Origin of the sequence: Pseudomonas sp. SED1 (genome assembly GCF_034044025.1) — a bacterium.
Classification (GTDB): Bacteria; Pseudomonadota; Gammaproteobacteria; order Pseudomonadales; family Pseudomonadaceae; genus Aquipseudomonas.
Window position 1 is genome coordinate 1 of sequence record NZ_JAXCIS010000088.1, and the last position, 14,168, is coordinate 14,168.

13 protein-coding genes are annotated in these 14,168 nt (G+C 61.4%); 2 read left to right on the forward strand and 11 right to left on the reverse strand.

The genetic code is table 11. From position 1 onward, the window contains the following. Positions 1-19: 19 nt before the first annotated feature. The 4 genes from SNL23_RS11735 to SNL23_RS11750 all read right to left on the reverse strand — a co-directional run bounded on the left by SNL23_RS11735 (position 20) and on the right by SNL23_RS11750 (position 2,776). Positions 20-739, reverse strand: a complete 720-nt coding sequence (locus tag SNL23_RS11735; RefSeq protein ID WP_318302320.1) for an alpha/beta hydrolase — start codon at positions 737-739, stop codon at positions 20-22. A 12-nt stretch (positions 740-751) separates the two neighbouring features. Then, positions 752-1,507 (reverse strand): precorrin-6A synthase (deacetylating), encoded by a 756-nt coding sequence (gene cobF / locus SNL23_RS11740; protein ID WP_003208076.1) that lies wholly within the window; start codon positions 1,505-1,507, stop codon positions 752-754. A gap of 58 nt (positions 1,508-1,565) precedes the next feature. Beyond that, on the reverse strand, positions 1,566-2,129 hold the full coding sequence (locus SNL23_RS11745) for a histidine phosphatase family protein (protein WP_167663882.1): 564 nt from the start codon (positions 2,127-2,129) through the stop codon (positions 1,566-1,568). 92 nt (positions 2,130-2,221) lie between these two features. Beyond that, positions 2,222-2,776 carry a DUF4865 family protein gene (locus SNL23_RS11750; protein WP_167663958.1) on the reverse strand — a complete coding sequence of 185 codons (555 nt, stop codon included), beginning with the start codon at positions 2,774-2,776 and terminating at the stop codon, positions 2,222-2,224. Positions 2,777-2,868: 92 nt separating this feature from the next. Between SNL23_RS11750 and SNL23_RS11755 the strand changes: the two genes are divergently transcribed. Next, positions 2,869-3,735, forward strand: a complete 867-nt coding sequence (locus tag SNL23_RS11755) for a LysR family transcriptional regulator (RefSeq protein WP_318302321.1) — start codon at positions 2,869-2,871, stop codon at positions 3,733-3,735. On the opposite strand, the gene SNL23_RS11760 is transcribed toward SNL23_RS11755, so the two are convergent. Beyond that, positions 3,713-5,806: an EAL domain-containing protein gene (locus SNL23_RS11760; protein WP_318302322.1), complete on the reverse strand. Its 2,094-nt coding sequence runs from the start codon at positions 5,804-5,806 to the stop codon at positions 3,713-3,715. The genes SNL23_RS11755 and SNL23_RS11760 overlap by 23 nt on opposite strands. A gap of 288 nt (positions 5,807-6,094) precedes the next feature. Here SNL23_RS11760 and SNL23_RS11765 point away from each other — a divergent pair, with 288 nt between their 5' ends. Further along, on the forward strand, positions 6,095-6,424 hold the full coding sequence (locus SNL23_RS11765; RefSeq protein WP_076016289.1) for a DUF6388 family protein: 330 nt from the start codon (positions 6,095-6,097) through the stop codon (positions 6,422-6,424). Here SNL23_RS11765 and SNL23_RS11770 read toward each other — a convergent pair. The 6 genes from SNL23_RS11770 to tssJ are packed head-to-tail and all read right to left on the reverse strand — an operon-like array spanning position 6,400 to position 14,166. Further along, the gene (locus SNL23_RS11770; RefSeq protein ID WP_318302323.1) at positions 6,400-7,332 is read right to left on the reverse strand and encodes a serine/threonine-protein kinase; all 933 of its coding nucleotides are present in this window, start codon (positions 7,330-7,332) and stop codon (positions 6,400-6,402) included. The genes SNL23_RS11765 and SNL23_RS11770 overlap by 25 nt on opposite strands. Continuing rightward, the gene (locus SNL23_RS11775; protein WP_318302324.1) at positions 7,329-8,057 is read right to left on the reverse strand and encodes a PP2C family protein-serine/threonine phosphatase; all 729 of its coding nucleotides are present in this window, start codon (positions 8,055-8,057) and stop codon (positions 7,329-7,331) included. Before SNL23_RS11775 ends, SNL23_RS11770 begins: the two co-directional genes overlap by 4 nt. Continuing rightward, entirely contained in the window at positions 8,054-11,473 is a 3,420-nt protein-coding gene (tssM, locus tag SNL23_RS11780) for a type VI secretion system membrane subunit TssM (protein ID WP_318302325.1), read from the reverse strand. The genes SNL23_RS11775 and tssM overlap by 4 nt, the downstream gene beginning before the upstream one ends. Positions 11,474-11,488: 15 nt before the next feature. Next, positions 11,489-12,349 carry a type IVB secretion system protein IcmH/DotU gene (gene icmH / locus SNL23_RS11785; protein WP_318302326.1) on the reverse strand — a complete coding sequence of 287 codons (861 nt, stop codon included), beginning with the start codon at positions 12,347-12,349 and terminating at the stop codon, positions 11,489-11,491. A 4-nt stretch (positions 12,350-12,353) separates the two neighbouring features. Continuing rightward, the gene (tssK, locus tag SNL23_RS11790) at positions 12,354-13,682 is read right to left on the reverse strand and encodes a type VI secretion system baseplate subunit TssK (RefSeq protein ID WP_318302327.1); all 1,329 of its coding nucleotides are present in this window, start codon (positions 13,680-13,682) and stop codon (positions 12,354-12,356) included. A gap of 1 nt (position 13,683) precedes the next feature. Further along, positions 13,684-14,166: a type VI secretion system lipoprotein TssJ gene (gene tssJ / locus SNL23_RS11795; RefSeq protein WP_318302328.1), complete on the reverse strand. Its 483-nt coding sequence runs from the start codon at positions 14,164-14,166 to the stop codon at positions 13,684-13,686. Positions 14,167-14,168: the final 2 nt, after the last annotated feature.

Below are 14,168 nucleotides of genomic sequence, written 5' to 3' on the forward strand. Positions count from 1 at the left end.
CGCGTTCACATCGCTGGACTCAGCGCAGGCTCTTCTCCAGCCACTGCTTCAAGTCCAGCAACTCCGCCTCACCCACGGTATGAATCATCCCCGGGTAGCCGTGGAATTCCGGCGTGAGGCCAATCCCCTGCAATACCTCGTTGGCCCGCGTTGCCGAGTAGTAAGGCAGCGCCTGGTCCAGCGTCCCGTGCCCGATGAAAATCGCCAGCTTGCCCAGTCGCGCGTCCGGCTTGAGTTCGGCCTTGAGTACCGGCAGCAGGCTGCCGCTCAACGCCGCAATCCCGCGCAGGGTTTCGGGATGCCTTAACCCGACCTCGTACGACATGATCGCGCCCTGGCTGAACCCCACCAGAAACACCCGCTCACTTTGGGTGTGGTACTTGGTGGTGGCCTTTGCGACGAAGTCTTCGATCAGCTTGGCGCTGCTCTGCAAATCGGCGGTCTCGCCATCAAAATCGCCATCGCCCGGCTTCTTGCGAAACCAGCGATAACCACCGCCCTCCACCGGCATCGGTGCCCGTGCAGACAGGTAGGTCCAGGTCGACGGCAAGCGGTCCTTGAGCCCGAACAAGTCGGCCTCGTCACTGCCATAACCATGCAGGAAGATCACCAGCGGCTCGTTGCGTGCATCGCTTTGGGTCTGTTCCAGGTAAGGCAGGGGCAAGTCCGTGAGCAATTCGTCTTCGGCATGGGCAGCGCTGGCGAACAGCGCCACTGTCAGGGCGATCAGTTTGAGCATGGGCATCAACCTTCAGGGTTTGCGCAACAAATAGGTATCCATGATCCAGCCATTGGCCTGGCGCGCCGCCTTGCGCACGCGTTCAATCTCTTCGGCCACCTCGGCCACCTTGCCGCTGATCAGGATTTCGTCCGGTGTGCCCAGGTAGGCGCCCCAGTAAATATCCAGGTCCTGGTCGGCCACGGTGCGGTAGGAATCTTCGGCGTCGAGCATGACAACCAGGGTGTCGGCATCACTCGCCTGCCCCGCTGCCAAGCGACGCCCGGTGGTGATTTCGATGGAGCGGCCAATGCGGTTCAACGGCACTTTATGCTGGGCCGCCAAGGCCTGGACGCTGGTGATCCCGGGGATCACTTCAAACTCGAACTCGCAGCTGCCGCTGGCCAGAATCGCCTGCAGGATACGGATGGTGCTGTCGTACAGCGCCGGGTCGCCCCAAGCCAGGAATGCACCGACTTCGCCGTCGGCCATTTCTTCATTGATCATCCGCTCGAAGGTCTGTTGCTTGTCGCGGTTCAAATCCTTTACGGCGGTGGTGTAGTCGATGTCGCCACGCACCCGCTCAGGGCAATCGGCCTCGACAAAGCGGTAGGCGTGGTCGGTGATGTAGGTCTCGCAGATTTCCCGGCGCAGGTCGATCAGCTTGTCCTTGCTCTGGCCCTTGTCCATCAGGAAAAACACGTCGGTGCGGTTGAGCGCCTTGACCGCCTGCATCGTGATGTAGTCGGGGTTGCCGGCGCCAATGCCGATGATCAGGATGCGTTTCATGGGAAAGTCTTCATGGGTGTTCTCGGTGCGGGGAGCGGATTTTGCCATGTTCGGGACGTCAGGCGTGAGTTTCCAGGCGCAGGCGCCAACGGCCGTTGAACCGCAGCTCGGTGGATGAGAGCGGCTCCACGTCGATCAGGTTGAACATCGAGGGCGGGGATTGCATGACGTGCAGCAGCGCCGCGCGGATAACGAAGGGATGGGTGACCGCCAGCACATGCCCCGGCGTTTGCTCGAGGGACTGCAACCACTGCCCCACCCGCTCACACAGCTGCACCACCGACTCGCCGCCGTGGGGTGCCGAAGTGCTGTCGGTCAACCAGGCCTGGAGCGCTTCGGGCTCGGCCTGTTGAACCTCATCGATTGCCAACCCTTGCCAGCGGCCTAAATCGCAATCGCGCAGGGCTGTTTCAACCGAAGCCTCGGCGGCAAACAGCGCCGCCGTCTGCCGGGTTCGCGCCTCTGGGCCACACAGTACAAGGGGCGCACGCTTGAAACGCTGCGCCTGGGACAACGCCGCCTGCTGCCAGTCCATCTCCACCGACTCATCCAGCGCAAAGCGTGCACATTTCTGGGCACGGGTGCTGGCGTGGGAAATCAGGGTCAACCGGGTGGCCTGCATGACAAATCGCTCTGGCGGAGATATTTCAATATCTTACAACGATCCGCTCACAGGAAGCCGGTCGCCGCCGACGGATCGGCGGCGACCGGCATTCACACCCCTGGCCGCGCCAGGTAGAACACCTCATAGCCACTGCCCGGATGGTTCACATCCAGCGCCTTGCTCGACAAGGTAATCCGCACCAGCTTCCACGCCTGCACATCCAGCGCCAGAAACACCGCAAAGTTATCGCAGGTGTCTGCAATCTGCTGATTGCGGGCTTTTTCGGTTTCGAGAATTTGCCCACGGTCCGCACTGGGCTCCAGCGCCCACTCCTCCCGGTACAGGCTCAAAGCGGTTTGCGCCGGACCTCGCTGCACATCCAGCGGTAACCAGGACTCAATGTGCGGCCGGCCAAAACTGTCGAGGACCTTCTGAAAGCGCTCGCCAAGTAAAAAGTCTGCGGCCTGCAAAGGATCTGACCACAGATAAACCGACGAATACAGGTTGCCCACGCCCGGCCCCTGCCCCCGTTCCTGAGCGATAAACGCCTTGAACAGCAAACCCTCGGTGTGATCCCACTGCGGCCCCAACCGGGCGGCGCGCTCGCGGATGACACCCATGTCGTAATCAGCTGGCAAGCGGTGTGAATACTGTTTGGCAAACATCATGGCGCTCCTGTTCAGATGAGTGGACAGCTTGTGCCGGGCCCATGATTTCAGCAAGATATCACCAGATATAGGTGTGATAAGGAACTGAAATGACCGACGCCCTCAAGCCGCTGGATATCGACACCGTGCACGCCTTTGTACTGGTGGCCGACTTCGCCAGTTTCACCCGTGCAGCCCAGGCCCTTGACACGTCACAGGCGGCCATCAGCCTCAAGCTCAAGCGCCTGGAAGAGCGCCTCGGTTACCGCCTGCTGGTGCGCACGCCACGGCATGTGCGGCTGTCGCCCCAGGGCGAACAGTTCATCGTTGCCGCCCGCGCGTTGCTCAATGCCCACGAACGGGCATGGGGTGACATGGGCAACGGCGCACCACGAAGGCTGGTGATCGGCATCAGCGACCATGTGGCCGGGCCCGACCTGCCGCTGTGGCTCAGCCACCTGGCAGCGTACGACCCACTGGTGATTCTGGAGGTGCGGATTGCCTCGTCCCGGGACTTGGTGGCTGCGTTCGACCGCAATGAACTGGACGCGGTGATCGTGCGCAACGAAGGCGACCGCCAGGACGGCGAAGTATTGGTGGTTGAACGCTTTGGCTGGTTCGCCGCACCGACCTGGCAGCACACGCCCGGCACGCCGTTGCGCATGGCAACCATGGCCTCGCCCTGCGGCGTGCGACAGTTGGCGGTGCGGGCGTTGGATGAAGCGCGGATTGACTGGACCGAAGTGTTTGTCGGCGGCGGCGTGATGGCCGTCGGTGCGGCCGTCAGCGCCGGCCTGGGCGTTGCAGCGCTGGCTCGGCGGGTTGCTCCGGCGGGCGCTGTGGACGTGAGTGAACAGTACGGACTACCGGCGTTGCCCGTCAGTGAAATCGTGCTGCACAGCCGGATCAGCGATGGCCGCTCCCGTGAGACATTGCGGGCCTTGAGTGCAACCTTCAGAGGGGTTCTGGAGCGTTAGGTTGCATCTGCGCATAGCGCCCGCGCACAAACCGCTCCAGCTCGTCTCCCGGCAGCGCCTTGCTGAAATACCAGCCCTGGATAATCAACTCCGAGCCCGACTGCAAAAACGCCAGTTGCTCGGCGGTTTCCACGCCCTCGACCACCACCCCGAGGTTCAACGCCTCACAGAACCTCAACATCCCGGTCAGCACCTGAGCGCCCTTTGGATCATGTTGGGCCTCCACGAAACTGCGATCGATCTTGATGAAATCCACCGGAAACTGATGCAGATAACTCAGCGCCGAAAACCCGGTGCCGAAATCGTCGAGGTACACCTTGGCGCCGATCGCCTGCAGCTTCTCGATCATCTGCCGGGCGCCCTGGATATCCCCCACCAATGCATCCTCGGTGATCTCCACCGACACCTGCCCATGGGCCTGGGCCAGTATCTCCACCAGCCGGTCACCATAGGCCGGGGTGGTGAGCGTGGCGCTGGAGATATTGATTGTCATCGGTAACCTGAAACCGACCTTCCGCCACTTCTGGTACTGGCGCACAGCCTGGGACGCCACCCACACATCCACATCGGGCATCAACCTGGCATTGGCCAGCCATTGCAGGAACTCCCAGGGCGAATGCACCGTGCCCTCGGCATCCCGTGCGCGCATCAACGCTTCACAACCGGTGCATAGCCCGGTCCGGGTAGAAATCTGCGGTTGGAATTCAAGGTAAAACTCATAGTCGCTGATCTGCTGGATATGGCTCAACTCGCTGACCTGGCGCGCCTGGGCCTTGTGGGAAGCCATTACCGGATCCAGCTCCAGCAAGCGGCCCTTTTCTTCCAGGCCGCGAAAGGTCATGTCCAGCGACTTCAAATACACCGTGCCGCCTTCCGTGGCCTGGCGATTGATCGCCCGCACATAGGGTGCATAAATCAGCATGCCAACCCCCAGCAACACCACCTGTAACAACACCGCCGCGAGGTCGCCATGGGTGCTCAAATAGGCGTTGAACAACACCGGCGCGGTAAACGGCACACTCACCACCGCAGGCGACACCCAGCCAATCTGCACCACCATCAGCGCCAGCATCGCGTTGAACGCCGGCACCACCAGAAAAGGAATGAACAGACGCGGATTGAGAATGATCGGCAAGCCAAACAACAACACTTCACTGACATTGAACAGCGACAGCGGCAAGCTGGCCATCGCCACCAATCGCATCGACCGGCTCTTGGAAAACAGCAGGATCGCCAGCAGCAGGCACAACGCGCCACCCGAGCCGCCGATAAACGCGAAGCTGCCCAGCAAGCCGCCGTTCAGTAGATATTTGACCGGTTCGCCTGCCGCCAGCGCCGCGTTATTGAGCGCGACAGCCTGATCCAGTACGTCAAACAACGGCTGCATGGCGTAGACACCATGGATCCCAAAAAACCACAGCAGCGAATTCATCAGGGTTACAAACAAGCCGCTGCCATAGGGCGTTTCCAGCGCATCGAGCACCTGCGGCCCCTGAAGCTGCGCCACCTGCGGAATCTGCAACAGCAACGACAGCAGGAGCACCAGCCCGAGCGCGGTGATCGCACCCGGCACCACCATATTGATGGTGCCCTTGAGGTTGTGCCCCACCAGGTCTTCGTTGATCAACCGGGTCCAGCGACGCCGATGCAGCCAGGCGATGGCGGGCACGTTGATCAACGGCGAGGCGATGGCGATGAACAACACGAAGGTCGCCGAGGCACGGGGGAAATCCCGCAGCACAAACGTGGCGATCACCACATGGGCCAGGCACAGGAACGCCACCGGTAGCTGCGGCAGGCGGTGCTGAATCGCAAGCATGTAACCGATGGAGGCGGCCACCAGCAGCGGGATCACCGAGCTGATCTGGCTGTGCAGCCCCGCGAGCAAGGCCACCACCTGAGGGTCGAAACCCAGCACACGAGCGCATTCAGACAGGATCAGGAACCCGGCCGACACCAGCAGGCATGGCAGGATCCACAACAATCCCTCACGAATGGCCCGCAACGACTCGGTGCTGGCCAAGGCCGTCAGCCGTTGGGTGAAGAAAAGCTTGAACAGCGTTTGCGCCATCACCTGTCCCTCTGCACATAGCACTCGATCCCTGATGCCAAAGTCGCAAAGACACATGTGCCGTTGCCTTTATCGACGAGGTAACGCTACACGCCCTGATACCGCGAACGAAAGGCTTTTGCTGCCATCGGCGCAATTATTCAGATTCGCGCCGTCGCGCTGATGCTTGTCGATTGCCCCGGGTTGGCCCATCCTTCGGCGCACTTGTTGTCGTAAAAAGCGACGTTCCCTCATGGCCTGCGCACTGCTGGGTCTGACCAGCCGTCTCTCTTACCGTGGAGTAAACCTTTGTCCCAACCCGGCGAAAACCACCAGCTAGCCCTGGACAGATTCCTGAGCGAACACCCTGCCCTGGCCGAAGAACTGAATACGTTGAACCCCCTGGCGGCGCAGGCTAAAGGGGAAACCATGGAGCAGTACCGCGCCGAACGCCTGCATGAAGCCTTCGAGGCAGAAGCCGAGCAACAGGGCTTGTTTGCCTGGGAGCTGACGCTGAAATTGACGGCGCATTCCCCTGCGAAGTTCGAGGCCCAGCGCCTTGAGGTGCACAAGGAAGTGGCACAGATGGCGGGCTTGAGTTGGGCGGAATATTGTCAGTTGCATGACTTGCCCGAATAGAACCAGCGGCTAAAACACTGGCGGGGATCGCTGAGCGCTGCATGCAATTCTTCAGGGGTGATCACCCTGCGCTCTGGGTCGATCGTCAAAGCCGTGCGTAACGCTCGCCAGCAATGGCGAGGTAGTTGCCTGGGACGGACCGGTCTGTCACTGGAGTGGCGCCGGCCTTGGGCCAATTCGTAAAGTACACAAGCCACTGCATACAGATCGGCACTGGCCGACAGTGCTGCGCCGGCCAGCAACTCCGGCGCGGCGTACGCTGGCGTCCAAGCGTTGAAACGACTGCGACTCAAGCCTGGCGACCCCGCCGAGGCCTGTCCGCAAGCCTGACCCAGACCGAAATCAAACAAGCGCAGCCCGCCCTCTCCTACCATCACATTGCCGGGTTTCACATCCCCATGCAGCACGCCCCGCTGATGGCTATGACGCAACGCATCGAGCAATTGCACGGCGATGCCTTGCCACTCTTGCCACGGCAAGCCACCGGGGCGCTCCAGCAGCAGCCGATCCAGGGTCATGCCCTGAAGCAGCTCCATGGTGAAGAAAGCGATCTGACAGGGAGCGTCTACTTCAAACGAAAACACCCGCACCACCTGCTCATGCCGAAGGCTGCGCGTCAGGGCAAACTCGCTGTAGAGCAGTACGTGGGCGTCTGCACATTCACGAATGGCTTCACCCAGCACCTTGATCGCCACACTGGAACGCGACTCACCAAACTGTTCGTGCAGCAGATCCCGGGCGCGATAGACCACGCCCATGCCGCCAGCGCCCAGAACTCGTTCGATAAGGTATCGCCCGGCCAGCAACGCAGGTATCCCGTCGCGCTGCGGGTTGCCCTGCGCCCGGGCGAAAGCAAAGTGGGTCAACGGGCGACTGGGCATAACCTCAAGCCCAGGCTTATCGTTCATGACTGCACCACCACAGCGGTCAGGTTGTCGCGGGCGGCACCGCGCAATACGCCGGCGAACAGTTGGTCCAGAATCCGCTGTGGGTTTCCCAGGCTCAACGCCTGCCCCAACTCACCATGGCTAAGCGCCTGATACAGGCCATCACTGCACAGCAGAAAGACATCTCCTGACAGAGTCCCGAGTTCCAATACCTGCGGACTCAATGGTTCCCGCGAGCCGATGGCGCGGGTCAGCGCCCGCGCATCGGGGTGCGCCTTGGCCCGCTCCAGGCTCACCCGCTGGTCAATCAACTGCTCCAACAGCGAATGGTCCCGCGACAGCTGGTACAATGTCTGCGCTCGCCACAGATAACAACGACTGTCACCCGCCCAGACACAGGCAGCGCGATCGCCCTGAAGCAGCAAAGCCACGACCGTGCTCCCCATGGTGCGATCACCACCCTGGGCGGTGACCGTCAACTCTTCACCCAGCCGCCGATTGAGCCATTGCAGGCAACGGCGGGTCGCCTCGACCCGTTCGTCGAGGCTCCCCTGGCCGGGCAATAACGCCAGGCTATCGACTACCAGTTGGCTGGCGACATCCCCTGCCTGATGCCCGCCCATCCCGTCTGCCACGGCCCAGCAGCCCTGCCGAGGACAATCGAGAAAGGCATCCTCGTTGCGCGACCTGAGCTTGCCACGGTCCGTACGGCCAGCACTGCGCCAGCGATCCTGACCTCGGTTCACAGCTGCTCCGGAAGGCGAAAGGTACGCCACTGCGCGATCTGAAACGGATTGGGCGCGCGCCGGCTGGTCAGCAGGTAGTTGGCGCGCAAGCCTGCCAGGTCAGCCTTGAGGATCAGGACATCCTGCCCGCTGGAGGGCTCGCTCTGCATCAGGTCGAACAAGCGGAACAGGGACCAGGCCCCGGTATTTTTTTCGAGCCCCAACGCCCGCTCGCTACCCCGCTCCAGCACCAGGCTGCTGCGACCATTTTCAGCCTCGGCTGGCCACTGCATCGCCATCGGGACAATCGGCCCGTGCCGGTACTCCATCTGCTGGCCGCCCAAACGCAAGACCGCGCGACTTACCGAAGGGTCCAAACTGTAGGGCGCGACGGTGAAACGAACCTGCAAGCCACCCGGTTCATCCGCAAAAAAACCGCGCCTGACCACCTGCGCCTTCGCTTGCTGATCGAGGAACGCCCGGGACATCGGCAAGCTGCGCCCATCCAGGCTGCGCAGCCTGTAGCGACCGGCATCTGCGCTGACAAAAGGCTTTAGATAGCTGTCAAAAAATCGCGCCATTATCCCCCCTGGCTTGAAGAACTCCTGAAAATCATCAAGGGAGACGTCGCTGCTGGCGTGGGCATTGAACGGATAACGTTGCTTGATCGCCTTGGCGTAAAAACCATATACCTCACTCTGATAACGCTGGTTCACATGGCGATAAGCTTGGTCGAGCAGGCGGCGCCAATGCTCGTCGGCCAGGCTTTCGAACCAGCCCGCCAGCGGCAACGGCAAACGGGCAGCAACGTTACGCAGATGACTCAGTGCATCCTGCTGACCTTGGGTCCGACGCTTTGCCATGTCGAAGGCGACCGGCTCGGGCGAGCCTTCGCGATTCAAGGTCGCCAATTGCAGGTGCAAGTCATTGAGTGCTTGCAGCGCCTGGGTCAACTCGGTACCCGGGTTCTCGTGGCTGTCCAGCAACTGGTGCAAGGGCTCGAAGCGGCGTTGCATGGCGCGCCGTGCCATGTCGGGCAATGTGTCGGCCAATCCGCTCCGGACGTCGACGTCGACGGCTGCGGTCTGCGCAACCTGCAACAGCTCTACCCCAGGGACGGGCAGTTTGGCAGCCAACTCATCCAGGCGCTCGTTGACCGATGGCAAGCGCGTGTTTTCACGAACCTGTTGTAACAGCTGCAACAACGGCGACTGGGCTGACGTCAGGCTGGCGAGTTGCTCGGCGCCTTGCCTGGAATTGTCAATCTCGCGCAGGCGAATCCGTCCAATCGCCTCGCTCCAAGCCTCGGCATACTCGCTGAAGTAGCGTTGCTCAAGTTCCACCATCAACCGCCGCAAGTCCATCGCACTCAGGTCGGCCCCCTCCCCCAGCACCCAGTTGTCCTGGACGATGGTGTTCACCAGACGCGCGCCCTGCGACTCGAAATACCGCAGGTACTTGCGTGTATAAAATCCCGGAATGGGCTGGTCGCCACCGTCAAACACCAGCCCGTGTGTAAGGCGCAACGGTTCAAGGCCGCGGGCTTGTTCACGCAGCACGCGGTACACCACATCGACCAGCGATTCACCCCGCAACACGTGCCGCGCGTGGGCCACCAATTCGCTGTCGAGCGGGTATACGAACGGCTGTTCAAGCAAGTGCGCGAAGTGTTCATTCAAACGACTCTGCACGGAGGGCTCACCGGCAAAACGCACAGACCAATGCCCCGCCACCCGCTCGCGCAGCCAGCCGACATCCCGACGCTCCCGCAGGTTGAGCATCAGGTACGCCCGGAGGTTGTCCAACAGCCGCTCGCGATCTTCCAGGCTGCCGCGAACCTGCTCTTGCAACATCTCGCCGACCTGGGACAGCAGCAGTTGATCCAAGGCGTGCTCATAGGCCTCTTCCAGCACGGGGCGGCTGATAGTGCCTTGGTACAACCCAGCCCGTTCAACCAGTCTGGCTTCGCCTTGAGCAGGGAAAACCCGCGTGGCCGCCAGGCGGCTATCGAGCAGCGGCAGAAGCGCCAGGGTAGCGTCCGATCCGGGCTGCACGGGCGCGGGCTGCCGCGCCAGATTTCGCAGTTGCTCCAGGCGTTGATGATTGAAAGAGTAACTATGGGTCCAAAGCAGGCTCGCCGCCCCGACGACCACTAACGCGCTCAGGGCCAGCAAACCCTGGCGCCAGCAAATTCGACGTCGCTCCTGGCTATCGAGGCCCGCCAGATCGGCTTGCGCCAGAATCACCCGGCTGAACAAGCCCTGGATAAAGTGCGGGCGAAGCTCAAGTGGTTGCGGGCCACCGTCCGCACTGGTCAAGTAGAAACCACGAAAGCCGTTGCTGTGCTGATAACGCGGGCCGCAGAACGCAACGTCGATGTACAGGCTCAGACGCTCGCCAATTCGAGCCGCCTGATGAGGAAAGTCGAGCATCCGACCGCGCAGGTCGCTGTTGCGCTCCTGATGGAGTCGCTGCACAAGCTCACCACTCAGGCGCTGAAGCAGCGCTTCAAACGCCTGGCGTACCTGGCCAGTATCAATCCCGTCCTTGCCGGGCGCGATAGATTCACCAAGCACCGCATCACTGCCCTCTCCCAGTGGACGATCGAAGAACTCCCCAAACCCCGACAGCCGGTCGGCCTGAGTCACCACCAGGTAGATCGGCACATCCACATGCAACGTCTGCCGGATCTCCAGCAGCCGACTCTGGACTGCCCGCGCATCATTCTCCAGATCACGTTCACTGCCATGGAGCAATGTATCCATCGACAGCGCCACCACCACACCATTGAGCGGGCCGGTGCGGCGCCGCGCCTTGAGCAGGCCCAGCAGCATCGACCAACCCGCGCCATCCACCTGGCTGTCAGGCTGGCTGACGTAGCGGCCAGCAGTGTCGAGTAACACCCCGTCTTCGGCGAAGTGCCATTCACAGTCACGTGTGCCACCGCCTTCCGCCGTCACCCTTGGCTCGCCCCGATCCTGGAGCAACTGCAACCCACTGGCCGCCAACATCCGGGACTTGCCACTGCCCTCCTTGCCGATCAGCAAATACCACGGCAACGCATCGCGCCCACGCGGGCTGCGCTCGCCATAAATGCTGGAGTTTTTCAGGGTGTACAGAGCGTCCTTGAAGCGAGCGCGCAGTTGCCGCTGCTCGTTTTCCACCAGACCTTTGTGCGGGAACGACTGAACATTATCGACCTTTCCTTGCCGGGCAATGCTGCGCCAATTGGCGTACACCATCGCCAGGCCCCACAACAAGAACAGCCCGCTGATCGTCAGCAAGCGCGCCGCCGTCGTTTGCCAGAATCGATAATCATCGACGGCCAGCAATGGCCCGAAAAACCACACGGCCACCGCGATCGCGAGCACCAGCAACAGGCTCCAGACCCAAATCCTGCCCAGCACGGTGCCCGCGCTCCTGAAGAATGCGTTCATGTGTTGCTCCCTGCGTTAGAGGGGCGCTCGGGTAATATCCGGCGCCACAAGTTGATACGGTTGCAGCGCGGTCTCGCGCTGCTGGCCCAGTACCCAGGTAAACCCCGCATGCAGGGTCAACAGGCTGGAGACGACAAACACCGCAATCCAGGTGACCGGCACGACCCTCAGCCGTTTTTGGGGCTGCTGTTCCGCCTTGGGCGGCGGTGCGCAGGCAGGCCGGGAGTCGCCCCGCACATGCCGGATCTGCCGATACAGCGCGTCCCGAACCTGCTCTAGCTGCAACAACCCACGCTCCATGACCCGGTATTTGCCCTCGAACCCGAGTGACAGGCACAGGTACATCAGTTCCAGCATCGCCAGGTGCTTGATGGGGTCCCTCGACATACGCTCAAGCAGTTGAAAAAATTTCTCGCCGCCGAAGGTTTCGTTGTGAAAGCTGCTCAGCAGGCTCATCTTCGACCAATCGCTCTGGCTGCCCCATGAGGTGGTGACCACGGCTTCGTCGATCACGCTGCACAGCACATACCGCGCCGCCATCACCTCACTGCTCTGCGCACCGTCATGCCGGGCGCGCGTCTCGAACAACCTGACCGCGGATGACAGCCGTTCGTTGAGCGCGCGCAGGCTTTCCTGAGCGGTGCTGCGCTTGAGCTGGACCACCTCGGACAAGAGTGCCGACGCAGGCGCAACCAAACTGTTCAGGCCAACCTTGAAGTGCTCCACGCCCTGCAAGCAGGCGGCGTAAATCATCCGGTCTTCCAGTTGTTCGAAGCGTGGCGGCGATGCGAAGTCGGTTATCGGACCCTGCGCCGGCCCGCGCCCCTGTCGATCGAGCAGGATGGTTTTTTCATCCTGCGGATATTCCCTGTCCATGGTCTCAGTTCCTGATAGCCCAAAATTTCAGTTCCAGTTCGGCAAAGTCGCCACTGACGTGTAAGGCAAAACCTCCCGACTGCTTCAACTGCTCGATGTCCCGGGCACTGAGTTCGAGCATGAAATAGGTTTTTGCGGCATGAAACGGTATCTGTCGGGGAGCCACCGGCAGCGGCTTGACCTTGATGCCCGCCAAATGCAGGTTGACCAATTCGCGAATCCGCTCCACAGGCCCAACCTTGAGGTGCGCCGGAAGCCGGTGGCGCAGCTCATCGGCCTCACAATGGGCACTGGCGGCCAGAACGAAGGTCGCCGAACCCAACAGATTGAGATCGCTTACCGGGCACACCAACACCCCGTACTGGCGGGGCTGCAGCGCCAGCTCAATGGCATGCTGCTCAAGCACCATCGACAGCAGGCCGCGAATCGGCTCCATCAAGCCGCGAAAGCTGGCGCCCTGGTCGCTGTGCCGGTAATGCCCCTCGAAGTGCGCACGCTTGCTGTCGCTGGCAAACGTCGCGAGCTCACCCAGGATCGACAGCAATGTTCGATACAGCGCCTCAGGGCTGACCTGGCTCAGGCCCAGGTAGTGACGCAAGACCAGTTCGGTGCGATTGATCAATTGCAGCATCAGGAAGTCACCGACCTCCGCGCCGGCGGCGGTGCCGTTGACGCGAATCCGTTCGGCGATGGCATCCCCCCGGCAAGCGAGCAGGCTGATCACCTCCTTGAGGCAAGACAGCAGGTAACTCGAGCCATGCAGGTGAATGAAGGTCGGGATAAAATCGGCATCCAGGCTCACACCCTCTTCGGTGCAGTTGAGCACCTGGGCAACCTTGAGCTTCACGTAATGCTGGTCGCTGTGCTGCTCTCCCAGCAGCAGACGAAAATCCAGCTGCCCGCACTGTATCTGACGAAGGGAATCCTCCCCGGCGTTGGAGTCGCTGACGTCTACCGCAAGGGTCTTGTAGCGCGCCACTACATCGACCTGCTCCGGGCGACGGGCTTCAACGCAGTGACTCGTGGCCATCGGCAGGGCCAGGTATATCGCCTGTTTTCCGGTATTCACTGGAACCTCCAGCACCAGCGACTCCATGGACCCACCCAGTTCGAACAGGCTGCCGTCCGGCAATATCCCACTGGCCTGATTCACCACGACCTTGCCCATGTTCAAGTATTGCAGATCGATTTCCAGGGCCAGGAAGCCCCAGCCGTGGGCGCACAACAACTGAGTGCGGCGTTTGAGTTGCTGATCGTGGTAACGATCGTTTTGCTGAAAATGCTGAGGGCGCAGCAACATGCCTTCCTGCCAGATGACTTTTTGGCTGTGCATGTCAGTCGCCCGCCTTGGCTGGTTGCGGGTTCACCAGCCGAATACCGGCCTGATCAAGGACCAGTTCGGCGCGCGTCAATCGCTGCGCGGTCACCGGCAACACATAGCGCCATTGCGAGTGGGGCAAATCACGATACGCCGCCAGCACGCCGACATAGCGACTGCCTGGTTCTAGACTGAGTTTGAGTGTGGAGTGATCGCCAGGGCGCAGCTCCAGTTCTTCGAGGTTCACCAGGTCTTTTGGCAAGGCCTGCTCTGCATGGCCGTAAAGGCTGAAAAAGTCTGCATTCTCAAAAGCCACGGGGTGTCGCAGTTCCATCAGGTGCACCACGATCGGCGATGGGCGACCATGGAGATCGGGGTTGACCTGCTCGCTGGCCGTCAGTGTCAGGTCCACCTTGGTCAGCTTCGAAAAGGGCGACAGGGCACAACCACCCAGCCAACCCATCACAGCGCACAACAATGCAACGACGACTCGGGACATGA